The sequence below is a fragment of the Rhizobium esperanzae genome, assembly GCF_014197615.1.
GTDB lineage: Bacteria > Pseudomonadota > Alphaproteobacteria > Rhizobiales > Rhizobiaceae > Rhizobium > Rhizobium esperanzae_A.
The window spans coordinates 470138-493808 of the sequence record NZ_JACIFY010000001.1 but is presented as its reverse complement, the minus strand read 5'-3'; the positions used below and the strand labels follow the sequence as shown (position 1 = coordinate 493808).

Sequence of the window (23671 nt, the reverse complement as noted above, 5' to 3'; positions counted from 1 at the left end):
CTGCGGTCCCGGCCGTCCGCAGTCCGGCGGATGGCCATCCGCCGGACTGCGCACCGATCATCCAACAATCAGCGCTAATTGAACATGCAAGGGGCCTCACGGCACGCCATCCAATGCCCTTCGCTTGCGCTCAGCGCATTCGCGGCTCTGCCGCTCACCCCCTCATCGCCTCGCTGTCGCTCCGGCACTTCTCCCCGCTGGGGAGAAGAGATGTGCGGCGGCCACCGCGGTTCCTTCCTTCCGGATTACCTGAGACGATGCCTTCTTGGGCGTTGACGCTTTGGCTATGCTTAGGAAGTTTGCCGCACCCTTTCCCGGCCCTTCGCTTAGGCTCAGGGCGTTCGGCCCTGCGATCGATTCACTGGATCGATCGCTCCCCGCTTTGCGGGGACCGGGCCTCACCCACCAGTGACACTCATATGCCGGGCCACCGCCGGGCGATTATGCGTGCGGTCGATGATGAAGTCGTGGCCCTTGGGTTTGCGGGTGATGGCTTCGTCGATGGCGGCGTGGAGGAGGGCGTCGTCTTCGGTGGCCCGCAGTGCAGAACGCAGGTCGGCGGCGTCGTTCTGGCCGAGGCACATATAGAGTGTACCGGTGCAGGTGAGGCGGACGCGGTTGCAGCTCTCGCAGAAATTATGGGTCATCGGCGTGATAAAGCCGAGGCGGCCGCCGGTCTCGGTGACCCTGACGTAACGCGCCGGGCCGCCGGTCTGGTAATCGATATCGGTCAGCGTGAACTGCTTCTCCAGATCGGCGCGCAGTTTCGAAAGCGGCAGATACTGGTCGGTGCGGTCTTCTTCGATCTCGCCCATCGGCATGGTTTCGATGACGGTCAGGTCCATGCCGCGGCCATGGGCAAAGCGCAGAAGGTCGGGCATCTCGGCCTCGTTGAAATCCTTCAGCGCCACGGCATTGAGCTTGATCTTCAGCCCGGCCTTCTCTGCAGCGTCGATGCCTTCCATGACCTTTGCAAAATCACCCCAGCGGGTGATTTTGCGGAACTTGTCGGGATCGAGCGTATCGAGCGAGACGTTGATGCGGCGCACGCCGCAATCATAAAGCTCCTCGGCATGGCGGGCGAGCTGGGAGCCGTTGGTGGTCAGCGTCAATTCGTCGAGGCCGGCACCGATCTTTTCGCCGAGCTGGCGAACCAGATACATGATGTTCTTGCGCACCAGGGGCTCGCCCCCGGTCAGCCTGATCTTGCGCACGCCCTTGGCGATGAAGGCGGAACAGAGCCGGTCGAGCTCTTCCAGCGTCAACAGATCCTTCTTCGGCAGGAAGGTCATGTTTTCGGCCATGCAATAAGTGCAGCGGAAATCACAACGGTCGGTGACGGAGACGCGGAGATAGGTGACCGCCCGCCCGAAAGGGTCGATCATCGGATGCGCATCCGCCACCAGCGGCGATGCAGTGCCTATCGTTCCAACTCTGGTGTTCACCTGTATCTCCGTACTCCAGTCAATGTGGGCATATGCTATTGTCGCGTCAAGGGAAACAGGCTGCGCGCGCATTCCAATTTCAGCTTGCGCTGAAAAAGATCAGCGCCTACTCCTCGCATGAGAAGAGGACAAAATGATGAGCGATATCTGGCCGAGCGAACTCCGCGTCTCGAAAGACAGGCAGCGGCTGGTGGTGACCTTCAACGACGGCCAGAGCTTTGAGCTGTCGGCCGAGATGCTGCGCGTGCTGTCGCCCTCCGCCGAGGTGCAGGGGCATGGGCCGGGGCAGAAGGTGACGGTGCCCGGCAAGCGCAATGTCGCGATCATTTCGATGATGCCGACCGGCAATTACGCGGTCCGGATCGGCTTCGACGACATGCACGATACCGGCATCTACACCTGGACCTATCTGCGCGAGCTCGGCGAACGGGGCACCGAGCTGTTTTCGGCCTATGAGGACGAACTCAGGGAAAAGGGAATGAGCCGCGACACGGCGGAAAAGCCGCGCTGACTTCAAGCTGAATTTTTTTAAGTATCGGGGGCGATATGGCGAAAACGGGAAAGAACTGGCTGCGCGCCAAGGGAAGTGCGAGCGGCAGCAAGGTGACCTTCCTCGAACTGTTCTTCGACCTGGTCTTCGTCTTTTCGATCTCGCAGCTTTCGCATGCGCTTGCCGCCCATTATACGCCGCTCGGTGCGGCCGAAGCGGCGCTGATGACCTTTGCCGTCTGGTGGGTGTGGATCTTCACCGCCTGGGTGACGAACTGGCTCGATCCCGAGAAAATGCCGGTGCGCGGCATGCTGGTGGCGCTGATGATGCTCGGGCTGCTGCTGTCGGCCTCCATTCCCGAAGCCTTCGGCGACAAGGGGCTGCTGTTTGCCGGCGCCTATGTGGCGATGCAGGTCGGGCGCTCGCTGTTTACGACCTATGCGATGACGCGCGTCGACCGCGCCAATACGCTGAATTTCATCCGCATCACCACCTGGCTCGCGGTGGCCGGCGTCTTCTGGATTGCCGGCGGGCTGTTCGAGCATGAAGCCCGGCTGATTGCCTGGGTGATTGCGCTTGCCATCGAATATATCGGGCCGGCCGCGGGTTTTGCCGTGCCCGGGCTCGGCCGCTCGCGGCCAAGCGACTGGGATGTTTCCGGGGCGCACATGGCCGAGCGTTGCGCGCTCTTCGTCATCATCTGCCTCGGCGAGGCGATCCTGGTTTCCGGCCGTACCTTTTCGGAACTGCCGTTTTCAGGGCTGACCGGTATCGTCTTCGTCACCGCCTTCATCGGCACGGTCGCCATGTGGTGGCTCTATTTCCGCTTCGGCCATGGGCGCGCCGCCCACCGCATCGAGCATGAAGAGACGCCGGGGAGCTTGGCGCGGCAGGCCTTCACCTACGGGCATATCCCGATTCTCGCCGGTATCATCGTGCATGCGGTTGCCGTCGAGTTCATGTTCTCGCATCCGCACGAGACCGGCGATCTCGGCATCGCCGCGGCGGTGCTCGGGGGCTCCGGCCTGTTCCTGATCGGCAATCTCTGGTTCAAAGGCGCAACCAGCGGCCAGTTGCCGCTGTCTCATCTCGCCGGCCTGGTTTTGCTGATCCTGCTCGCCTTCGCAGCGCCCTTCATCGAGATCTATCTGCTGGGCATTCTGGCGACACTGGTGCTGATCGTCGTCGCCGCCTGGGAATACCGCTCGCTGAGCGGCGCATCGGCAGCTCCGTCGCTGCATTAGTCGTCGTCGCGCAGATCCTTGAGCAGCGTGGCGATGATGCGCTCCATCGAGGTGGCGGTCGCCATGCATTGTTCGATCGGCTCGTCGGCGAGCGTGCGTTCGATGAGATCGGTCTGGATCGCCATCGCCGCCTCCGTTACTTTGCGGCCTTCGCCGGTGAGGTAGAGCCGCAGGACGCGCTTGTCGCGTTCGTCGCCGCGCCGCTCGATCAGCTGGCGTTTCTCCATTTGCGGTAAGAGCATGCTCATATTGGAGCGGCCGACCAGCAGCTTGCGCGCCAGCTCCTGCTGCGAGATGCCTTCGAAGCGGTAGAGATTGACGAGAATGTCGAGGTGGGGCGGCTTGATGTCGAGATCGGCAAGCGAGCGCGTCAGCGACTGCTGCATCAACTGGCAGGCACGCGCCACCGCAATCCAGCTGCGAAAACGCGGATGATCCCAGGGAAGGGATTGCTTTTTGTTCATCGTTGTACTTTATTGTTCAGTGTTGAACAGTCTTTTGGATTCTCACTATGGCAAATTTTGCGCTTGAGGTCACCCGCCTCGGCTTTTCGGCTCTGCAGGCAATTTCAGCTGATCTGGCGGGCAGGGCGGCGTTTCGGCTGTTCTGCCGCACACCATCACCACGTCCGAAAGGAGCAAGGGCCAAGGCGGCGCATGGCGCCGGCGCCGCCCGGCTTGCCGGCGCCGAACGCTTCACCCTCAAACTCACCGGCGGGGCGAAAGCGCATGCCTACCGGCTGAACGGCGGGGCGCGGGGCAAACGCAAGCGCTACCTGGTGACACACGGCTGGGGTTCGAGCGCCGAATATATGGCCGAGCTCATTTCGATGCTTTCGGCAACGGGTGCGGAAGTGGTGGCGCTCGATTTTCCCGGTCACGGGCGCGCGGGGGGACGCTTCCTGCATATGGGGCTTGCGGTCGGCGCGATCGCGGCGGCAGAGCAGCGCTTCGGCGCATTCGATGCGGTCATCGGCCATTCCTTCGGCGGTGCGGCGCTGATGGTTTCAGCGGCGGGTCTGCTGCCCGGTGTGCCGCCTGTGACCTCAGAGCGGCTGGCGCTGATCGGCGCGCCGAGCGAGATGGCCTGGCTATTTGCCGATTTCGGCCGGGTGATTGGCCTTCGCCCCGCCGCTCAAGTTGCACTGGAGAAGAAGGTTCATCGTATCACCGGTCGGAGACTCGAGGAGTTCGACGCCGCCAATGCCGTCGGTGCGATCGGGCGGCCGGTGCTCGTCATTCATGCTGAGGACGACAAGGAGGTGTCGCCGGTCCATGCCAGGCGTTATGGCGCGGCGGGTCCGAGTGTGCGGCTGTTCTGGGCGAATGGCTTCGGGCACCGGCGCATCGTTGGAGCGGCCCCCGTGCTTGACGCGATCGCGGCCTTTCTCGACCGCGGCGCGGATGAGGAAGCCGGCGAAAGCATCAAAAAAGATGCTGCAATCATTCCGTTTTTTGAGCTTCCGGCAAGGCGCGCGGCATTGTAGCGTCCGTCCCGATATCAAGCCGCGGCGGGACGCCTCATGAAAATCATCAGCAGCATCGAAGAGCTCAATACGATCTATGGCGCCGGGCTGTCGCAGGCCTCGGTCGACAAGGTGACCAAGCGGCTGACGCCGCTCTATCGTGAGATGATCGAGATCTCGCCCTTTGCGGCGCTGGCGACCGTCGGGCCGGAGGGGCTCGATTGTTCGCCGCGCGGCGATCTCGGCGGCGTGGTGCGTGTCGTCGACGACGAGACGCTGCATCTGCCGGACTGGCGCGGCAACAACCGCGTCGATTCACTCTCCAACATCGTGCGCGATCCGAGGCTTGCGCTGATGTTCCTGATCCCGGGCTCCAACACGACGATGCGCATCAATGGCCGCGGTGTCGTCTCGGATGATGCGGCGCTGCTTTCGAGCTTCGAGATGGACGGCAAACATCCGCGCACCGTCATCGTCATTTCGATCGACGAGGTTTATTTTCAATGCGCGCGTGCGGTGATGCGGGCCGAGCTCTGGAATGCGGCGCGCTTCGCCGATCCGGCAGGACTGCCGACGCCGGGACAGATGCTGAAGGCCGCTGTCGGCGATTTCGACCAGGAAACCTACGACCGGGAATGGCCGGGGCGGGCGGCGAAGACGATGTGGTAAAACCGCCGTCATCGTATCGTGACGGTTGAGGTTTCACAGACCTTGCCCTTATTCAATGTGATCCTCGGCCTTTGCCGAGGATCTGCTGCACTGGTTGCAGATGCTCGGCACAAGGCCGAGCATGACGAAAGAGAGGCTGTCACCTGGTGGTGACGGCGTGCGCGTGATGCGGAATTGCCGTCAGGTCTTGTAGATCAGCCAGCTCTTGGTGAAATCCTTCTGCATGCCGTCCTGATAGAGGATGGTGCAGTTGCGGCCGGCATTCTTGGCGCCGTAGAGGGCGATGTCGGTCTTGCTGTAAAGCTCGCCGGCATCTTCTGCGCAGGAGGCCATGCAGATGCCGATCGAGACGGTGATCGGGCCGTAGTTCACCCGCGTGCGGGAATTCTTGAATGGGGTCGTTTCCAACGTGCGGCGGATGCGCTCGGCAATCGCCGTGATTTCCTCTGCGGTATTGCCGTCGATGATGAGGGCGAATTCCTCGCCGCCGGCGCGCGCGACGAAGACATCACGCCGGACGTTGCTGCGGATGACGGAGGCGACGGTGGCCAGGATCTTGTCGCCGACCGGATGGCCGTAGGTGTCGTTGATCTTCTTGAAGTTGTCGATGTCAGCGAGCAGCAGCGCCGTCACCGGCCGCATGCCGGGATTGTTGAAGACGGCGGCGAGGCGCTCGTCGAAGGCGCGGCGGTTGGAAAGGCGCGTCAGCGAATCGGTGTTGGCGATGCGCTTGTATTCGTCGAGTTCCTTGCGGACCTGATCCATCTCCTGGGAACGTTGGACGACGTCCTCGACGGTGCGTTCGCCATGCGCCATGGTGTCGCCGGTCGCCTGGCTCAAAAGTTCGATGGCGTTTTCGATCAATTCGACGCTGGCATTGCTCTTGGAGGTGATGCGCTTGTGAGTCTCGCCGAGCAGCCTTGTATAGCTTTCCAGCGAACTCTGCTCCTGTCGCAGGATCCGCAACAGGCCATCGAGTTCGCCCGATATGCGCGAATGGGCGTCGTCGAAGACGCGGACCGGGCTGGTGGTGAAATATTGGGCGCCGAGCGCATCGAGTTCGGCCTGGGTCACCGGGGAGCCGAGGGCGGCTAGTTCCCGGGTGAGCGCCGGATTGGAGCCGATATAGGCCTCGTAGAAGAGTTCGTAATTGCGGGGTATCGGCGCAACGCCCATCGAGCGCATGGCATAGGTGATCTGGCCCGCTACGTCGGGAACCTGCACCTTGGGCGCGACAGCCGTATTCATCCGGCGATACTCCTCATATATTCAAAGGCAATATTTTAGTTGTTAGCTTAAATTCCTTGGGAAAAGATTAAAGCGACATATACCAAAGATTACATACGACAACTTCACAATAGGGCAATACTTCGATCAGGCCTATGATTTTCCATCGGAAAACGTATTTTTAGCAGGACAATGCATGCCCGCTGAACGGGAATGGATGTCTGAAAAACTTACAGTTCTTCTCGTGAGATCATGGAAACATCCCGCCATACTTCTTTCGCCATCCTCGCCTTCACCATTATCGCCGCCGGCGCCTTACTGCTGGAGCACACCGGCTTCCTGGCTTTCCGCACCGAAATCCTCGCGAGAGTGGACGATGGCGATGTGATGGGAGCTACGGATATTGTGAGCGAGACGCCGCCTGCGGCACCGGCACGATAGGTGAGTTGCCGGCGCACGTCGCGCATTTTGCCGGCAGGCTATAGAGCCTGCCGCAATTAGCCGAGGTTCAATTCCTGGAAGAAATCATTGCCCTTGTCGTCGATGACGATGAAGGCCGGGAAGTCTTCGACCTCGATCTTCCAGACCGCTTCCATGCCGAGTTCGGGATATTCGAACACTTCGACCTTGCGGATACAGTCCTGGGCGAGGCGGGCCGCGGGGCCGCCGATCGAACCCAAGTAGAAGCCGCCATGTTTCTTGCAGGCCTCGCGCACGGCGCGCGAACGGTTGCCCTTGGCGAGCATCACCATCGAACCGCCGAAGGACTGGAACTGGTCGACGTAGCTATCCATGCGGCCGGCCGTCGTCGGGCCGAAGGAGCCGGAGGCGTAGCCGGCCGGCGTCTTGGCAGGGCCGGCGTAATAGACCGGGTGGTTCTTCAGATAATCGGGCATGCCTTCGCCCTTTTCCAGCCGTTCGCGGATCTTGGCATGGGCGAGGTCGCGGGCGACGATGATCGTGCCGGTGAGCGACAGGCGCGTCTTGACCGGATGCCTCGACAGTTCGGCAAGCACTTCGGCCATCGGCTTGTTGAGGTCGATATGCACGGTCGATTCCGACAGTTTCGCCTCGTCGATCTCGGGCATGTATTTCGACGGGTCGGTTTCGAGTTGCTCGACGAAGATGCCGTCGCGGGTGATCTTGCCCTTGGCCTGGCGGTCGGCGGAGCAGGAGACGCCGAGGCCGATCGGCAGCGAAGCGCCGTGGCGGGGCAGGCGGATGACACGCACATCATGACAGAAATACTTGCCGCCGAACTGGGCGCCGACGCCCATCTGCTGCGTCAGCTTGTGGATTTCCTTTTCCATTTCGACGTCGCGGAAGGCGTGGCCGCTTTCCGAACCTTCGGTCGGCAGCTCATCGAGGTAGCGGGTCGAGGCGAGCTTGACCGTTTTCAGGTTCATTTCGGCCGAGGTGCCGCCGATGACGATCGCCAGATGGTAGGGGGGACAGGCTGCCGTTCCTAACGTCAGGATCTTCTCCTTAAGGAAGTCGATCATCCGGTCATGCGTCAGCAGCGAGGGCGTGCCCTGGTAGAGAAAGGTCTTGTTGGCCGAACCGCCGCCCTTGGCGACGAAGAGGAAGTCGTAGGAGTCGGTGCCTTCCTCATAGATATCGATCTGCGCCGGCAGATTGTTCTTGGTATTCTTCTCCTCGAACATTTTTATCGGCGCAAGCTGCGAATAGCGCAGGTTCTTCTTCTCATAGGCGTCGAGAACGCCCTTGGAGAGTGCTGCCGCATCCTCGCCCTCGGTCCAGACCCTGCGGCCCTTCTTGCCCATGATGATCGCCGTGCCGGTATCCTGGCACATGGGCAGCACGCCGCCGGCGGCGATATTGGCGTTCTTCAGCAGATCATAGGCGACGAAGCGGTCGTTGTCGGTCGCCTCGGGATCGTCGAGGATCGAGGCGAGTTGCTTCAGGTGGCCGGGGCGCAGCAGGTGGTTGATATCTGCAAAGGCCGTTTCGGCAAGCAGGCGGATGCCTTCCGGCTCGACGGTCAGGATGTTTTGGCCCTTGAAGCTGTCGACCGAGACGTGGTCATCGCTGATCTTGCGATAGGGGGTGTTGTCCTTGCCGAGCGGGAAGAGATCGTCAGCCATCGAAGTGACCTTTCTGGTGGGCGTGCGTCGCTAAATTGGAACCGGTCTAAATCCGCAGCGCAGCAAATGCAATCTGGATGCGACGGAGTCTGGCGTCGGGGCTTGCCCGTGCGACATTTTGCAGTCGGTGCGACACACGCGGTGGGCGAGTTTCGGGCGGAGAAATCGACATTTATTGCGATGTGAACGACTTCAGGTTGCTTTCGGTTCAGGCCCAGTCCATATTCCCGGCAGCGTTAACCTGCCGGGGCTTCCCATGACAAATGCCAAGCCAACTGCTGTCGACGACCTTCTCGTTTTTTTCGAGCATGACTGGATCAGGGGCGATCTGCTGCGCCTTGCCAGCGATCCCGAGGGAGCGGACATGTATGCTCGCTTCGTCAACGGCGTTCGTATCGACGCCAAACATGGGCCTGACCACGAAACAATCATTCAGGGCAAATACGGAACCTTCAAAGTGAAACCTGACGGTCACTTCACCTATGAGCTGGATTACACGCTCGACGTGGTGAAGAATTTGGGGAAGTCCGATCAGCTCATCGAAAAGCTGAGTTACAAGATGTCCGATGGCTCGGGAGGCACGGACCTCGGCGTGCTGACCCTTGCGATCGACGGCGTCAACGAAGACGAAAAATACCACGAAATCCTGGATTTCGACGATATGGGCGTCCTGTCGAGGGCGGATAATTTCTCTCTCCCCAATTACCGGGGCTTTGCGCTCTCGGTGAATGGCAGCCACGACCTGACGCTTCTGAACGGCATCGTCTATGATACGATCCCGGGCGTCGACGCCATTACCGAGGACGGTTTCAGCGATACCGTTCTATCGCCCGGCTCTGCGCCCGTAAGCTTGAAATTGCTCGATGGCGGGGAGTTCACCTTTCAGAGCGTCTCGATCGCCGAACTATCGGCAGCGCCATTTCACCTGACGCTCACCGCCCTGAATGGTGGCCAGATCGTCTATCAGCAGGAGCTCGAGGTCACCGGTCCCAGTCTCGAGGTCAATCTCGAAGACATCGAAGAAATCCGTTTCGACTTCATGGGCAATTCTGTCGTGATGGACAATTTTTCGCTGCTGGTTTGAACGTTTGCTCTGGGGAGGGCGCCTCACCGACTTCCCTCATTCCTGTGACATCCCTCGGGCGCAGCCCTGAGGGCACTGGAATGAGGGAGGTGAATGGGGAGCCTCAGCCGCCTACTTCGGCCCGATCATCGTCTCCGGACGCACGATCGCGTCGTACTCTTCCGACGTCACCAGGCCGCTGGCGAGCGCCTCTTCCTTCAGCGTCGTGCCATTCTTGTGGGCGGTCTTGGCGATCTTGGCGGCGGCGTCGTAGCCGATTTTCGGAGCGAGGGCTGTGACCAGCATCAGCGAGCGTTCGAGGCCGGCCTTGATGTTGTCCTCGCGCGCCTCGATGCCGACGACGCAATTGTCGGTGAAGGAGACGGCGGCGTCGGCGAGCAGCTGCACCGACTGCAGGAAATTATAGGCCATCATCGGATTGTAGACGTTAAGTTCGAAATGGCCCTGGCTGTCGGCGAAGGTTAGCGCCGCGTGATTGCCGAAGATGTGGATGCAGACCTGTGTCAGCGCCTCGCACTGGGTCGGGTTGACCTTGCCGGGCATGATCGAGGAGCCGGGTTCGTTTTCCGGCAGCGCCAGTTCGCCGAGACCGGCGCGGGGGCCGGAGCCGAGCAGGCGGATGTCGTTGGCGATCTTGAAGAGGGCGGCGGCGGCCGCGTTGATGGCGCCATGGGAAAAGACCATGCTGTCATGCGAGGCGAGCGCCTCGAATTTGTTCGGCGCGGTGACGAAGGGCATGGCTGTTATGGCGGCGATTTCTTCGGCAACCTTTTCGGCAAAACCCACCGGCGCATTGAGACCGGTGCCGACGGCGGTGCCGCCCTGGGCGAGTTCGCAGAGGCCGGGCACGGTCATTTCGATGCGCTTGATGGCCGAGCCCACCTGCGCGGCATAGCCTGAAAATTCCTGGCCGAGCGTCAGCGGCGTGGCATCCTGGGTGTGGGTACGGCCGATCTTGATGATGTGGCTGAATTCGATGACCTTCATGTCGAGAGCGGCATGCAGATGCTTCAGGGATGGCAGCAGGTGGTGGGCGATCCGTTCGGCGCAGGCGATGTGCATCGCCGTCGGGTAGGTGTCGTTCGACGACTGGCTCATATTGACGTGATCGTTCGGATGCACCGGCTTCTTGGAACCCATGACGCCGCCGAGCATTTCTATAGCGCGATTGGAGATCACTTCATTGGCGTTCATATTGGACTGCGTACCCGAACCGGTCTGCCAGACGACAAGCGGAAAATGCTCGTCGAGCTTGCCCTCGATCACTTCCTGGGCGGCATCGACGATGGCTTTGCCAAGCGCCGGGTCGAGCTGGCCGAGCGCCATGTTGGCGCGGGCCGCCGCCTGCTTGACGATGCCGAGCGCACGCACGATTGACAGCGGTTGCTTTTCCCAGCCGATCTTGAAATTGCCGAGCGAACGCTCTGCCTGGGCGCCCCAATATCGGTCGGCGGCGACGTCGATCGGGCCAAAAGTATCGGTTTCGGTGCGGGTTGCGGTCATCGGCCTTGCCTTCCCTTTACATGCTGTTTTCGATCATCTGAGAAAGATGAGGTCTTATAGGTTGGAAAGCCCGACAAGAAAACCGGATGCCCTGCGAAATATTGAAGACGGCACTCATGTTTGCGCGGGTTCTGCGGCGTGCCTTTTAGGCCACTTTCAAAATTTTATGCGTTCGGGCGTTTTCGCCGCACTGGTCTGGCGACAAAAATTGGGTAAAAAATTAACTAATAATTTCATAATTTTGTGTGAACTTCTGCGCGGCGCCGTGCAGGATCTCCGTCACACAAAATTGAGTCCGCCGGCGCTGGCGGCGCACGCCGGTTTCTGATCAATGAGCCGGACGCTGAGTTTCGCGTTATTTGAGCTGAGAACAGCATGACACCGGGACTGGAAGATATATGACGTTCGTTTTGAAAAGCGCGGCATCCGCATTGGCAATTTCCTGCGGCGTGGCAGTTATGAGTGCCGCACCCGCGCATGCTTATACACTGATGGACATGCTGCGCGGCGACAAGCAGCGGACCCAAAGCACCATCTTCATGGATCAGGCGCCCGGCCGTCCGGTGCCACGTGGCGCCGTCGGCGGTTCGCTCGGCGGGCTCGATCCGGAAGCGCCGCTGCCAAAGGTCAGCGGCCCGCGTTACTACACCTACAAAGCCGAGACGCTGCAGTTCGTCGATACCAGCAAGTTCGCCGATCCCGTCGTCACCGGCGCGGTCGCCGATGTTTCGGCAAGCGGCGATGCCAGCGCCGAACCTGCCGTGCAGCGCCGTTTTCTGGCACAGGCCAAGGTGCGCGCCAATGCCGACGTCGCCAAGGCACTCGAAGCCTATTACGCCGACAGCGGCAATCCGCTCGTCTGGGTCGAAGGCAGTCAGATCAACGAACGCGCGAAGTCGGCGATGGCGGCCCTTGCCGATGCCGCTTCCGTCGGCCTCGACCCTGCCGACTACGCCGTCCAGACGCCTGATATCGATCCAGCCAATCCCGATCCCGCCGCCCGCGATCGGGCGCTGACGCAGTTCGAACTGGAACTCTCGGCCAAGGTGCTCGCCTTCGTGCAGGATACGGTGCGCGGCCGCATCGATCCCAACAAGATTTCCGGTTATCACGACTTCCAGCGCAAGACGGTCAATCTGACGCCGGTGCTGAAGCTTGCGCGCATGAGCCCCGATGCCGGCGCCTATATTGCCAGCCGGTCACCCGATGGTCCGCAGTTCGAAGCGCTGAAGGCGGAGCTTGCCAAGCTGCGCGCCGCCGACGGCGGCAATGAGGAGCGAATCGTTGTTTCGCTCGACAAGCTGCTGAAGCCCGGTGAAAGTTCGCCGGAGATCGCCAATATCGTCAAGGCGATCGGCAAGCATGGCTCCGAAACGCTGAAGACCGATCACGCGGCAACGCTTGCGGCCTATACGGGCAGCGCCGACTATTCGCCCGAAATCGTCTCGCTGGTCGAGGATTTCCAGAAGGAGCGTGGACTGAAGGCAGATGGCGTCATCGGCCAGGCGACGGTGCGCGCCATGACCGGCGGCGATAGCAATGCCTCGAAGATCGACAAGCTCGATGTCGCGATGGAGCAGGCGCGCTGGCTGCCGGAGGACCTCGGTTCCCGTTACGTCATGATCAACCAGCCGGCCTTCATGGCCTACTACCACAATGACGGCAAGGAACAGCTGTCGATGCGCGTCGTGGTCGGCGGCAAGAACAATCAGACCTATTTCTTCGACGACGAGATCGAGACGGTCGAATTCAACCCGTTCTGGGGCGTGCCGCAGTCGATCATCATCAACGAGATGCTGCCGAAGCTGCGCTCGGATCCGAACTATCTCGACCAGCTCGGCTATGAGGTCGAGGTGAACGGCCATGCCGTCGCCTCATCGAGCGTCGACTGGTACGGCTCGACCGACAATGTGTCGGTGCGCCAGCCGCCGAGCAGCGACAATGCGCTCGGCGAACTGAAGATCCTGTTCCCGAACAGCCACGCGATCTACATGCACGACACGCCGTCGAAGAGCTTCTTCAAGCGCGACATGCGGGCTCTGAGCCACGGTTGCGTGCGCCTGTCCAATCCGCGCGCCATGGCAGCGGCTGTGCTCGGCACGACGGTCGACGACGTCGCCAAGCAGATCGCCACCGGGCAGAACCATGCGGTAAAGGTGCCGCAGAAGATCCCCGTTTACGTCTCCTACTTCACCGCCTGGCCGAACAAGGATGGCGTGGTGGAATATTTCGATGACGTCTATGGCCGCGACGCCTATGTCGACAAGGCTTTCGACGCGACGAGCAAGGCGCGTGGGGCGCAGATCTGACGGAGGTTTATTAGGTTATGGAGCGGGCGGTCTTTGGGCCGCCCGTTTTGTTTTTGAGGTGGGCTTTTAAAAATAAGGAATGACGAGAGTGTGTGCCGTGTGGCACCCCGGCAAGGGAGAAATGGGCAAATCGCCTCAAACCGCGACCTTCTCCGCAAATTCCCGCAGCAATCTTTCCACCAACTCCGTCGTCAGCTCATCGTAATGGGTGATGATGACATCCGGATCGAGGCTCGAAACCGGCACGTCGGAATAGCCGAAAGGCACCGCGATCGACGGGACGCCGGCGTTTCTGGCGACGGCGATGTCGTTGATGCTATCGCCGATCATCACGGTGCGGGCGATGTCGCCGCCGGCATGGTCGATGGTGCCGGTCAAGTGGCGGGCGTCGGGTTTTCGGTATTCGAAGCTGTCGCCACCAGTGATGGCGGCGAAATAGTGCGTGAGATCGAGCTTTTCGAGCAGGCCGAGCGCCAGGCTCTCCATCTTGTTGGTGCAGACGGCGAGGCGGAAGCCGGCAGATTTGAGCCGGTCCATCGCGGCGACCAGGCCGGGATAGGGCTCCGTGCGGCCGGGCATATTGCCGGCATAATGAGCGACGAAACGCTCGACCAGCGGCGGCAGGGCGTCACTTTCGAGCGGATGGCCGCGCAGCCGGCAAGCGCGCTCGATCATCACCCGCGCGCCATGGCCGACGAGGTGGGTAAGGTCGTCATAGCTGACCGCTTCCAGGCCAAGGGCTGCGATCGTATGGTTGAGGCTTTCGACCAGGTCCGCGTGGGTGTCGAGAAGGGTGCCGTCGAGATCGAAGACGATAAGCGCCGGGCGAACGGGGGCAGGGGTCAAGGGCTTGCCTCTTTGAGCGACGGGTCATCCAAGGGAGCAATGGATCGCCCCAAGGGAACGATCGTCTTTCTTGGGAACGATGGATGGCCCCGGAGTGAGATGTTCTTCCTGAGGTAGGCGATCACGCTGGGGAAAGCAACGTCCTGTGATGGCTGTGGAGGCTGCAGGCATTTGTTTCGGCTTTTCATTTTCCGTGATGATTTTGACTTTCGTTTGCCAGGCGAGCCGTGTAAACAGCACATCCAACGCAATAATCGGAGCTGGCGGCGCATGGATGCCCGCGAAATGAAGATCAAGGCCGCCGAGGCCGCACTCGCCCATGTCGAAAGCGGAATGCGTCTCGGCATCGGCACGGGCAGCACGGCGGAAGAATTCGTCCGCCTGCTGGCGGAGAAGGTCGCGGGCGGCTTCAGGGTCGAGGGCGTTCCGACGTCTGAAAGAACGGCGCGACTCTGCGTCGAACTCGGTGTTCCCTTGAAGTCGCTCGATGAACTGCCGGCACTCGATCTGACGATCGACGGCGCCGACGAGGTCGATGCGGCGCTCAGGCTGATCAAGGGCGGCGGCGGTGCGCTGTTGCGCGAAAAGATCGTCGCGGCTGCTTCCGAGCGGATGATCGTCATCGCCGACGAGAGCAAGCTGGTCGACACACTCGGCGCCTTCGCGCTGCCGATCGAGGTCAACCCGTTCGGTCTCGTCTCGACGCGGATCGCGATCGAGAAAGTTGCGGCCCGGCTCGGTCTTTCCGGCGAACTCAGTCTTCGCCAGTCCGGTGACGGAGAGTTTACCACGGATGGCGGCCATCACATCATCGATGCATCTTTTGGCCGCATTCCTGATGCAGAGGCGCTTTCGAGCGAGCTGAATTCCATACCCGGCGTCGTCGAACACGGGCTCTTTATCAATATGGCGGCACTTGCGATCATTGCCGGTCCTGCGGGTGCGCGCACACTGCAGAAAAACAGATAACAGGAGCATACACTCATGATGAACATTGCAGGTCTTGGCCGTCTTGCTGCTGCGACCGTCGTTCTTTCCGGGCTTGCCTTCGGCTCCGCCGTCAAGGCGCAGGAGGTCTCCGAGGAGCAGTTGAAGGCGTCTCGCGCGGCGATCGACGCGATCGGCGCCACGGCCCAGTTCGACAACATCCTGCCTGGTCTCGCCGAGCGGCTGAAGGCCGGCCTGATCCAGGATTCGCCGAACTACCAGGACGTGATTTCGTCGACGGTCGACGCGCAGGCGCTGAAGCTGGCGCCCCGCCGCGGCGATCTCGAGAAGGAAGCAGCGCTTACCTACGCCAAGGCCTTCACGGTCGACGAGTTGAAGGCGATTGCGGATTTCTATAATTCCGACGTCGGCAAGAAGCTGCTGCGCGACGGTCCGGTCGCCTCGCGCGAAACAGCGAAGGCTGCCGATATCTGGGCGCAGGGCATTTCGCGAGACCTGGAAAAGCAGAGCAATGCCGAGCTGTCCAAGGTCATCAAGGCGCCGCCGCCGGCAACCGACAGCCCAGTGGCTCCGGCACCCGCTCCGGCGCCGGCCCCGGCTGCTCAGAAATAAGGGCTGCCAACCGTCTCCGATGCCGGATGTCATTTCCGGGCATCGACGCAATAGGAACCGCCGTTTCGGCGGTTTCGTCGTTCATGTGGATCGATTGAGGCGACCGATGCGTCTTCTTCGCTCACCCGTGCCGTCGTCTGTGACGCATTCGTCTGATATTATCCGGGTTCAACAGCGCTTTTGGAGGGGAGCCAATGGCGAATGCGGACGCATTGCTTGGAACTTGGCGAATGCTGTCCTGGACGCGTGAGATCGTTGCGACGGGTGAGATCACCGACGCGATGGGACCCGATCCGATCGGTTATATTTCCTACAATTCGGATGGCCGGATGATGGCGCTGGTGGTGAACCGTCATCGACCCGCACTCAAGGGGGAAAGGCCGTCGGACGATGAAAAGATTGCGCTTTTCGATTCCATGCTAGCCTATTCCGCCTCTTATACGCTTGAAGAAGGGAGGGTCATCCATCATGTCGATGCAAGCTGGAATCCCGCCTGGGGTGCATCCGACCTGATCCGTCCATTTTCGCTCGATGGTGATACACTTGTCATCGGCGATGCACCGGGAATAGATCCGGCGACGGGCGAGGAGGTCATCTACCGGATCGAGTTTCGCAAGGTCTGAGGCGATTTTCGTGCGTCAGTCTAATACCCATCCGTTCTGCGGGGGATTGCAAATGTCGGATCATCATGCGGCAGTCCGGGTGCAGATATCCGGCAAGGTCCAAGGCGTCGGTTTTCGGGTCTGGACGCGAGGGGAAGCGGTGCGGCTCGGATTGACGGGCTGGGTTCGCAACGAAAGTGATGGGTCGGTGTCTGCTTTGATAGCGGGATCCGATGCCGCCATCTCGGCGATGATCGAGCGCTTGAAGCGCGGACCTCCCGGGGCATCGGTTTCAGGCGTCGCGACGGGAGCGGCTCAGCTCGAGGATATGCCGAGGGATTTCCGTATCATCGGCTGATCGTCGTGGCCAAGGATGATGTCGCGGTCGCAATTCGCAACAGTCAACCCCAATCCTTCAGGCTCTTGGCCAGTTGCCACTCGCCCGTTTCATCCGGCTCCACGCGCTTGTTGCCGCGATAGAAAATCGGCAGTCCTGTTTTCTTGTCCATCGCGAAGCGGCTCGGCGCGTATTTGTCGTTCTCGCGGCCTTGGATGGCGAGGCCGAGCGCTTCCTTGAATTTGCCAGCCTTGCACAGGTTGGCGAAGAGAGTTTGATCCATCTTTTGCTCCGGCGTCTTTTCTACTCCGTGGATTGCCTGCCAGCCTCAGCCGGCCGGGTCAACCGTTTGCCGGGAAGATTCGGTGAAGGGAACGGGATGATGCGAGGGCGGGCTTTTGTTTTCAGGGCGATCGCCCCTATATCAGGGACATCCTTCCTGCGATTCCCTTCCGGAGTTCCTCATGTCTTCCTACGACTACGACCTTTTCGTCATCGGCGGCGGTTCCGGAGGTGTGCGCGGCGCGCGTGTCGCCGCCTCGCTCGGCAAGAAGGTGGCGATCGCCGAGGAGTACCGCTACGGCGGCACCTGCGTGATCCGCGGCTGCGTGCCGAAGAAGCTCTTCGTCTATGCCTCGCAGTTCCACGAGCATTTCGAGGATGCGGCGGGCTTCGGCTGGACGGTCGGCGAAAGCAGCTTCGACTGGAAGAAGCTGGTGGCCGCCAAGGATGCCGAAATCACCAGGCTGGAAGGCCTCTACAAGAAGGGGCTCGCCGGCGCCAAGGCCGAGATCCTGGAAACACGTGCCGAACTCGTCGACGCCCATACGGTGCGGCTTACGAAAACAGGGCAGACGGTGACGGCAAAGACGATCGTCATCGCCACCGGCGGACGACCGAACCCGCACGCGGCCCTTCCTGGCCATGAGTTCTGCATCTCCTCCAACGAGGCCTTTCATCTCGAAGATCTGCCGAAATCGATCGTGATCGCCGGCGGCGGCTATATCGCCGTCGAGTTCGCCAATATCTTCCATGGCCTCGGCGTCGAGACGACGCTGATCTATCGCGGTGCCGAGATCCTGTCGCGCTTCGACGAGGATCTCAGGCGCGGGCTGCATGAGGCGATGGTCGCCAAGGGCATCCGTATCCTCTGCCATGATACGATGCAGAAAGTTTCGAAGGGGCAGAACGGGCTCGTGGTGGAGACGCTGAACAGCGGCATGCTGCAGGCCGACGTCGTCATGCTGGCGCTCGGGCGCGATCCGAACACGGAAGGCCTTGGCCTGGAGGCAGCCGGCGTCGCCGTCGACGAACGTGGCGCCATTATCGTCGACGAATATTCCCGCACCAACGTCGAGAACATCTACGCCCTCGGCGATGTCACCAACCGGGTACAGCTGACGCCGGTGGCGATACACGAGGCGATGTGCTTCATCGAGACCGAATACAAGAACAATCCGACCCGGCCGGACTACGAGCTGATCCCGACCGCCGTCTTCTCGCAGCCGGAGATCGGCACCGTCGGCCTCTCGGAAGAGGAGGCGGGCAAGCGTTACGCTGAGCTCGAGGTGTATCGGGCACAGTTCCGGCCGTTGAAGGCCACGCTTTCCGGCCGGGCCGAGCGGATGATCATGAAGCTGATCGTCGATGCGGCGAGCCGTGTGGTGGTGGGCGCCCATATCCTCGGCCATGATGCAGGCGAGATGGCGCAGCTGCTCGGCATCACGCTGAAGGCCGGCTGCACCAAGGACGATTTCGACCGGACGATGGCGCTGCATCCGACCGCGGCCGAAGAGCTCGTCACCATGTATGCGCCGAGCTATCGCATCCGAGACGGGCAGCGCGTCTGAGCCCTCTCGTCATGCTCAGCTGGTGATGCGCGGTGCGCGGATGACCTTGAGGAAAAGCGCCTTCATCGCATCGGCGATGCCGTCGGTCGGCGTCACCTCGAAATAGAGGCCGGGCGAGGCACATGCCTGCATCCTCGTCGGAATTTCGCTCTGGAAGGGCTTGATCCAGGTATTGTACCAGTTGTTGCTCGGCAGCGGCAGATAGGTGGTATAGAGCACGGCGATCTTGACGCCGCGGTCCTTCAGCGGCTTGCAGAAAGAGGTGTCGATCGGCTCCTGACAGCGGCCGCCGGTCGTCTTCTTGGTGCATGAGGACGGCTTGTAGCTGTCGCCGACGCCATCGGCGACGAAGAACAGGATCTTTTCGGGACTGATGTTCGATGTACCGTCACCGGCCGGATCGACGATGGTGTTCATCTGTGTCATGGCGCTGTCGAAGCTGGTGAGCTGGTCCTGGTTGTAGTTCTGGTAGGGAATGGTCATCAAGTCGACGGCGTCGGTGTAATTCTTCACTTTCGTCAGGTCGGAGGTGAGGCTGGAGATCGTCGTGAGTTTTGCGTCCTCGGCCTTGGTGCCGAAAGTATAGACGCCCATGCGGAACTGGTCGCTGCTGACGCGCTCGGTCTTGGCCGTATCGGTCAGCGCCTGGGTTGCCTGGCGCACCACGTCGATGCGCATGGCGACGCCGAGGCTCTTGGCGATGGTGTAGTTGTTGGTGGCCTGGTCCAACTGATGACAGGCGAAGGCGCAGCCTGTCTTGGCTTCCAGCTTTGAAACGTCGCTCGGGGTCGCGCCGACGCCCATGGAGGGCGTATTGTCGAGCAGGATGTAGAAATCCATGAAGGCGGCAGTCTGGTATTCGGCTGTCGCCGTGCCCGAGATGGTAATCGAATCCCGGCCGAAAATACGCATGAAGGTCGTCGGCACGGTGGCGGTGAAAGAGACCTGCGAATTCAGCTTGTTGGCCGTTTTGGTGACGTCGATGCCGAGATCGACGTGAACCTCGGACAGTTCTCCCGACACCTGAGACATGAAGATGTTGCGGGCATCGGTCTTGCCGAGCGAGATCGTGCCGTTGCCGCTCATCGTCATGGCGGTGGCGACCGCGCCGGATTTCTCGGCGATCGAGCCAACGGCGGCTGCATCGGCAGCCGCGTAAAGCTGCGTCCTCAGGCTCAGGGCATGTGCGAAATCCAACGCCATGCCGGCGGTACCGAGGAGCGGCACCATCAGCAATGCCGTCATGATGCCGAAATTGCCCGAGCGGTCCGCAATGAAGCCCGGCGGAAGGATCGCCATGACATGTCCCCAATGTTGAAATCCTTTGCGGTTCTACATTCAAAATCTAAAATATAGGGAAATCGACGTGGTATATGCCGGTTTAACGGTGGAACTGGCGGTTTTTGCTACCTATATGCGAGCTCTCGCCGATGGCGGCAGGGCGGCAATGGCGCTTTGGGTGATTGGTCTTTGCAAGGCCGATCTAAACGTCTATAAGCCGCCGCAATCAAGGATACAGGCATCCCGGGGACGGGTGTGATCGAGGTGAGTGACATGGCAGAAAATTGGACCCCGAGCAGCTGGCGGCAAAAACCGATCCTGCAGGTTCCCGATTATCCCGACGCAGCCGCTTTGGCGGCAACGGAAGCCACGCTCGCCAGCTATCCGCCGCTCGTTTTCGCCGGTGAGGCACGCCGCCTGAAGAAGCATCTCGCCAATGTTGCCGAAGGCAACGGCTTCCTGCTGCAGGGCGGCGACTGTGCCGAGAGCTTCGCCGAACACGGCGCCGACAATATCCGCGACTTTTTCCGCGCCTTCCTGCAGATGGCAGTCGTGCTGACCTTCGGTGCGCAGCTGCCGGTCGTCAAGGTCGGCCGCATCGCCGGCCAGTTCGCCAAGCCGCGTTCGTCGAATGTCGAGAAGCAGGGCGAGGTGACGCTGCCCGCTTACCGCGGCGACATCATCAACGGCATCGAGTTCAACGAGGAGTCACGCATTCCGAACCCGGAACGCCAGGCCATGGCCTACCGCCAGTCGGCTGCGACGCTGAACCTTTTGCGCGCCTTCGCGATGGGCGGTTACGCCAATCTCGAAAATGTGCATCAGTGGATGCTCGGCTTCGTCAAGGACAGCCCGCAGGGCGAACGTTACCGGAAGCTGGCTGATCGCATCAGCGAGACCATGGATTTCATGAAGGCGATCGGCATCACCTCGGAAAACCATCCGAGTCTGCGCGAGACCGATTTCTTCACCAGCCATGAGGCGCTGCTTCTCGGCTACGAAGAAGCTTTGACCCGCGTCGATTCCACCTCGGGCGACTGGTATGCCACATCAGGTCATATGATCTGGATCGGCGACCGCACCCGCCAGGCCGACCATGCGCATATCGAATATTGCCGCGGCATCAAGAACCCGATCGGCCTGAAATGCGGCCCGTCGCTGCAGGCAGACGATCTGCTGCAGCTGATCGACATCCTGAACCCGGCCAACGAAGCCGGACGCCTGACGCTGATCTGCCGCTTCGGCCATGAGAAGGTTGCCGAGAACCTGCCGCGGCTGATCCGCGCCGTCGAGCGCGAAGGCCGCAAGGTCGTCTGGTCCTGCGACCCGATGCATGGCAACACGATCACGCTCAACAATTACAAGACCCGCCCCTTCGAGCGGATCCTGTCGGAAGTCGAAAGCTTCTTCCAGATCCACCGCGCCGAAGGCACGCATCCGGGCGGCATCCATGTCGAAATGACCGGCAAGGACGTAACGGAATGCACCGGCGGCGCCCGCGCCGTCACCGCCGACGACCTGCAGGATCGCTACCACACCCATTGCGATCCGCGCCTCAACTCCGACCAGGCGCTCGAACTCGCCTTCCTGCTTGCCGAACGTATGAAGGGCGGCCGCGACGAGAAGCGTATGGTCGCCAACGGCTGATAGTAGCCTGAAACGGATGAAGAAAAACCCGGCGCGACGCCGGGTTTTTATTTGGTTTCATATACTCGCCTGAACGCTGTGCAGGTTGGCATAAACACCGCCTAGCGCCATTAGATCATCATGTGTTCCCTGTTCGACGATGCCGTCGCCCGTCAGGACCAGGATGCGATCGGCATGGCGGACGGTGGACAGGCGGTGGGCGATGACCAGGGTGGTGCGGCCATTCGCCAGGCTGAGCAGCGCCTGCTGCACCGCCCGTTCGCTCTCATTGTCTAGCGCGCTGGTCGCCTCGTCGAATATCAGGATTTCCGGATCTTTCAGGAAGGCGCGGGCGATGGTGATGCGCTGGCGCTGGCCGCCCGAGAGCTTGACGCCGCGCTGGCCGATATCGGTGTCGTAGCCTTGGGGCAGGGCCATGATGAAGTCGTGCGCATTGGCGGCGCGGGCGGCCGCTTCCAGCTCGGCATCCCCGGCATCGGGTCGGCCGTAGCGCAGGTTTTCGGCCACGGTGCCGGCAAAGAGGTAGACATCCTGCTGCACGACTCCGACATGGCGCCGGAGTGAGGCGAGCGTGACATCTCTTACATCGGTGCCATCGATGTGGATGGCGCCTGCCTCGACATCGTAGAAGCGCGGGATCAGCGCGCAGAGCGTGCTCTTGCCGACTCCCGAAGGCCCGACCAGGGCAACGAACTCTCCGGGCGCGATGGTGAGCGACAGCCGTTCCAGCACCCTCGGGCCATCGGCTTCATAACCAAAGGCGACGTCGGAAAAACTGATCTCGCCTTTCGGCGCCGGCATCGGACGGGCGTCCGGCCGATCGGTGATATCGGGAGCGATCTCCAGGATTTCCATGGCTCTGATGAAGCCGGTGTAGCCCTCCTGCCAGAGGCGCACGAAATTGGCGAGCCTCTGCACCGGATCGACCAATACGGCGACGCAGAGCAGGAAGGTCAGCATATCGGGGACGGTCAGTTCGGCCGCGAGGATGCGAAGGCCGCCGACGACGATCACCAATATGGTGATGAGCTGAGCGAAGGTTTCGGTGCCGACCGAAAACCACGCTTCGCTGCGGTAGCCGTCGGCGCGGCTTTGCAGGAAGCGCCGGTTCTGCTCGGCGAAGCGCTGCCGTTCCAGCGCCTCGTTGGCGAAGGACTGGACGACTCGGATACCCGCCAGCGCATCCTCGACGCGCTCGTTGACGGCAGCGATCTGCCGTTTGCTGGCTTCGAGCGCACGGTTCATGCGCCGGTTGAAATAGAGCGCATAGGCGACTGCGACCGGAGTGAGCAGCAGGATGAGGGCGGCCAAGGGCGGGTCGATTGTGAATAGCACCAGCATGGCGCCGCCATATTTCAGGACGGCGATGAAGAGATCTTCGGGGCCATGGTGAAAGAGCTCTCCCAGCCACAGGGAATCATTGGTGATGCGGCTCATCAGCTGGCCGGTGCGCTGGCGGTCGTAGAAGCTGAAAGAGAGCTTCTGGCAATGCTCGAAGAGCTCCTGCCGGACCGTCGCCTCGATGCGGGCGCCCATGACATGACCGCGATAATCGACAAAGAAGATGGCGGCCATCTGGACTGCCAGAACGGCCAGCATGACGCCGCCCATCGCCAGGACGTGTGCGAAGGCCTGCGGCGCGTCGGGCAGGGCCAGAAGCCGGCTGGTGACGATGTTGGCGCAGAGCGGCAGGGCGACGGCTGTGCCGGCGACCAGGATGGCGCAAAGCAGATCCGCCAGCAGCAAAGGCAGGTGCGGGCGATAGTAAGACAGGAATTTGCGCATACGCGACGAGCGCTGCGCGCGGTCGGCGGCTTTCGAATCGTCGCGGAAGAATTTCAGGAAGCGGTTATGGCGTCGCGAGCTTTTCCTCGCACGGGAGAACGAAATGTTCATGAGGCTGAATGTCCTTGTGGGCGATGTTTCCTTTCTGTTTGGACAGGGTCGCTCTCATGTCAGTCTCCCGGGGCGGAATGGATTGGATGGTGAGTATCGCCCGTAATGGTA

Annotated in this window: 23 protein-coding genes; 14 read left to right on the top strand and 9 right to left on the bottom strand. The window is 61.2% G+C overall.

From position 1 onward, the window contains the following. Positions 1-398 precede the first annotated feature (398 nt). A complete protein-coding gene (gene moaA, locus GGD57_RS02475; RefSeq protein WP_184466480.1) occupies positions 399-1445 on the bottom strand; it encodes a GTP 3',8-cyclase MoaA in 1047 nt (348 codons plus the stop codon). Between the two features lie 136 nt (positions 1446-1581). Here moaA and GGD57_RS02470 point away from each other — a divergent pair, with 136 nt between their 5' ends. Beyond that, positions 1582-1956 (top strand): gamma-butyrobetaine hydroxylase-like domain-containing protein, encoded by a 375-nt coding sequence (locus tag GGD57_RS02470; RefSeq protein ID WP_184466517.1) that lies wholly within the window; start codon positions 1582-1584, stop codon positions 1954-1956. Between the two features lie 35 nt (positions 1957-1991). Continuing rightward, on the top strand, positions 1992-3179 hold the full coding sequence (locus GGD57_RS02465; RefSeq protein ID WP_184466478.1) for a low temperature requirement protein A: 1188 nt from the start codon (positions 1992-1994) through the stop codon (positions 3177-3179). Here the strand turns inward: GGD57_RS02465 and GGD57_RS02460 are convergent. After that, positions 3176-3643: a MarR family winged helix-turn-helix transcriptional regulator gene (locus GGD57_RS02460; protein WP_184466476.1), complete on the bottom strand. Its 468-nt coding sequence runs from the start codon at positions 3641-3643 to the stop codon at positions 3176-3178. The two genes, GGD57_RS02465 and GGD57_RS02460, sit on opposite strands and share 4 nt — an antisense overlap. A gap of 47 nt (positions 3644-3690) precedes the next feature. On the opposite strand from GGD57_RS02460, the gene GGD57_RS02455 reads away from it, so the two are divergent. Both GGD57_RS02455 and GGD57_RS02450 read left to right on the top strand, forming a co-directional pair. Continuing rightward, positions 3691-4665, top strand: a complete 975-nt coding sequence (locus tag GGD57_RS02455) for an alpha/beta hydrolase (protein ID WP_184466474.1) — start codon at positions 3691-3693, stop codon at positions 4663-4665. A gap of 36 nt (positions 4666-4701) precedes the next feature. Continuing rightward, positions 4702-5313: a pyridoxamine 5'-phosphate oxidase family protein gene (locus tag GGD57_RS02450; RefSeq protein WP_184466472.1), complete on the top strand. Its 612-nt coding sequence runs from the start codon at positions 4702-4704 to the stop codon at positions 5311-5313. 180 nt (positions 5314-5493) lie between these two features. Here the strand turns inward: GGD57_RS02450 and GGD57_RS02445 are convergent, their stop codons facing one another. After that, positions 5494-6561: a GGDEF domain-containing protein gene (locus tag GGD57_RS02445; RefSeq protein ID WP_184466470.1), complete on the bottom strand. Its 1068-nt coding sequence runs from the start codon at positions 6559-6561 to the stop codon at positions 5494-5496. Positions 6562-6792: 231 nt separating this feature from the next. On the opposite strand from GGD57_RS02445, the gene GGD57_RS02440 reads away from it, so the two are divergent. Continuing rightward, positions 6793-6981: a hypothetical protein gene (locus GGD57_RS02440; protein ID WP_184466462.1), complete on the top strand. Its 189-nt coding sequence runs from the start codon at positions 6793-6795 to the stop codon at positions 6979-6981. 56 nt (positions 6982-7037) lie between these two features. Here the strand turns inward: GGD57_RS02440 and GGD57_RS02435 are convergent, their stop codons facing one another. Then, complete coding sequence (locus tag GGD57_RS02435) at positions 7038-8645, bottom strand: fumarate hydratase (RefSeq protein WP_184466460.1); 1608 nt, start codon at positions 8643-8645, stop codon at positions 7038-7040. Positions 8646-8901: 256 nt separating this feature from the next. On the opposite strand from GGD57_RS02435, the gene GGD57_RS02430 reads away from it, so the two are divergent. After that, entirely contained in the window at positions 8902-9729 is an 828-nt protein-coding gene (locus tag GGD57_RS02430) for a VCBS domain-containing protein (RefSeq protein ID WP_184466458.1), read from the top strand. A 111-nt stretch (positions 9730-9840) separates the two neighbouring features. Here the strand turns inward: GGD57_RS02430 and fumC are convergent, their stop codons facing one another. Beyond that, the gene (fumC, locus tag GGD57_RS02425) at positions 9841-11232 is read right to left on the bottom strand and encodes a class II fumarate hydratase (protein WP_184466456.1); all 1392 of its coding nucleotides are present in this window, start codon (positions 11230-11232) and stop codon (positions 9841-9843) included. 61 nt (positions 11233-11293) lie between these two features. On the opposite strand from fumC, the gene GGD57_RS02420 reads away from it, so the two are divergent. Further along, positions 11294-11560 (top strand): hypothetical protein, encoded by a 267-nt coding sequence (locus tag GGD57_RS02420; RefSeq protein WP_184466520.1) that lies wholly within the window; start codon positions 11294-11296, stop codon positions 11558-11560. A 70-nt stretch (positions 11561-11630) separates the two neighbouring features. Then, the gene (locus GGD57_RS02415; protein WP_184466454.1) at positions 11631-13541 is read left to right on the top strand and encodes a L,D-transpeptidase family protein; all 1911 of its coding nucleotides are present in this window, start codon (positions 11631-11633) and stop codon (positions 13539-13541) included. Positions 13542-13676: 135 nt separating this feature from the next. On the opposite strand, the gene GGD57_RS02410 is transcribed toward GGD57_RS02415, so the two are convergent. Further along, positions 13677-14387 (bottom strand): HAD family hydrolase, encoded by a 711-nt coding sequence (locus GGD57_RS02410; RefSeq protein ID WP_184466452.1) that lies wholly within the window; start codon positions 14385-14387, stop codon positions 13677-13679. 270 nt (positions 14388-14657) lie between these two features. On the opposite strand from GGD57_RS02410, the gene rpiA reads away from it, so the two are divergent. The 4 genes from rpiA (at position 14658) to GGD57_RS02390 (ending at position 16907) form a co-directional block, all read left to right on the top strand. Further along, entirely contained in the window at positions 14658-15356 is a 699-nt protein-coding gene (gene rpiA, locus GGD57_RS02405; protein WP_184466450.1) for a ribose-5-phosphate isomerase RpiA, read from the top strand. Between the two features lie 15 nt (positions 15357-15371). Beyond that, positions 15372-15947: a DUF2059 domain-containing protein gene (locus GGD57_RS02400; protein WP_184466448.1), complete on the top strand. Its 576-nt coding sequence runs from the start codon at positions 15372-15374 to the stop codon at positions 15945-15947. A 194-nt stretch (positions 15948-16141) separates the two neighbouring features. Continuing rightward, positions 16142-16570: a lipocalin-like domain-containing protein gene (locus tag GGD57_RS02395; RefSeq protein WP_184466446.1), complete on the top strand. Its 429-nt coding sequence runs from the start codon at positions 16142-16144 to the stop codon at positions 16568-16570. A gap of 52 nt (positions 16571-16622) precedes the next feature. Further along, positions 16623-16907 carry an acylphosphatase gene (locus GGD57_RS02390; RefSeq protein WP_184466444.1) on the top strand — a complete coding sequence of 95 codons (285 nt, stop codon included), beginning with the start codon at positions 16623-16625 and terminating at the stop codon, positions 16905-16907. Positions 16908-16950: 43 nt separating this feature from the next. Here the strand turns inward: GGD57_RS02390 and GGD57_RS02385 are convergent, their stop codons facing one another. Beyond that, on the bottom strand, positions 16951-17169 hold the full coding sequence (locus tag GGD57_RS02385) for a hypothetical protein (RefSeq protein ID WP_184466442.1): 219 nt from the start codon (positions 17167-17169) through the stop codon (positions 16951-16953). Positions 17170-17350: 181 nt separating this feature from the next. Between GGD57_RS02385 and gor the strand changes: the two genes are divergently transcribed. Beyond that, the gene (gene gor, locus GGD57_RS02380) at positions 17351-18736 is read left to right on the top strand and encodes a glutathione-disulfide reductase (protein ID WP_184466440.1); all 1386 of its coding nucleotides are present in this window, start codon (positions 17351-17353) and stop codon (positions 18734-18736) included. Between the two features lie 15 nt (positions 18737-18751). Here the strand turns inward: gor and GGD57_RS02375 are convergent, their stop codons facing one another. Then, positions 18752-20035, bottom strand: a complete 1284-nt coding sequence (locus GGD57_RS02375; protein ID WP_184466438.1) for a TadE/TadG family type IV pilus assembly protein — start codon at positions 20033-20035, stop codon at positions 18752-18754. Between the two features lie 255 nt (positions 20036-20290). Here GGD57_RS02375 and GGD57_RS02370 point away from each other — a divergent pair, with 255 nt between their 5' ends. Next, positions 20291-21664, top strand: coding sequence for a class II 3-deoxy-7-phosphoheptulonate synthase (locus GGD57_RS02370; protein WP_184466437.1), 1374 nt, complete (start codon positions 20291-20293; stop codon positions 21662-21664). 57 nt (positions 21665-21721) lie between these two features. On the opposite strand, the gene GGD57_RS02365 is transcribed toward GGD57_RS02370, so the two are convergent. After that, positions 21722-23560, bottom strand: a complete 1839-nt coding sequence (locus GGD57_RS02365) for an ABC transporter ATP-binding protein (RefSeq protein ID WP_184466436.1) — start codon at positions 23558-23560, stop codon at positions 21722-21724. Positions 23561-23671 lie beyond the last annotated feature (111 nt).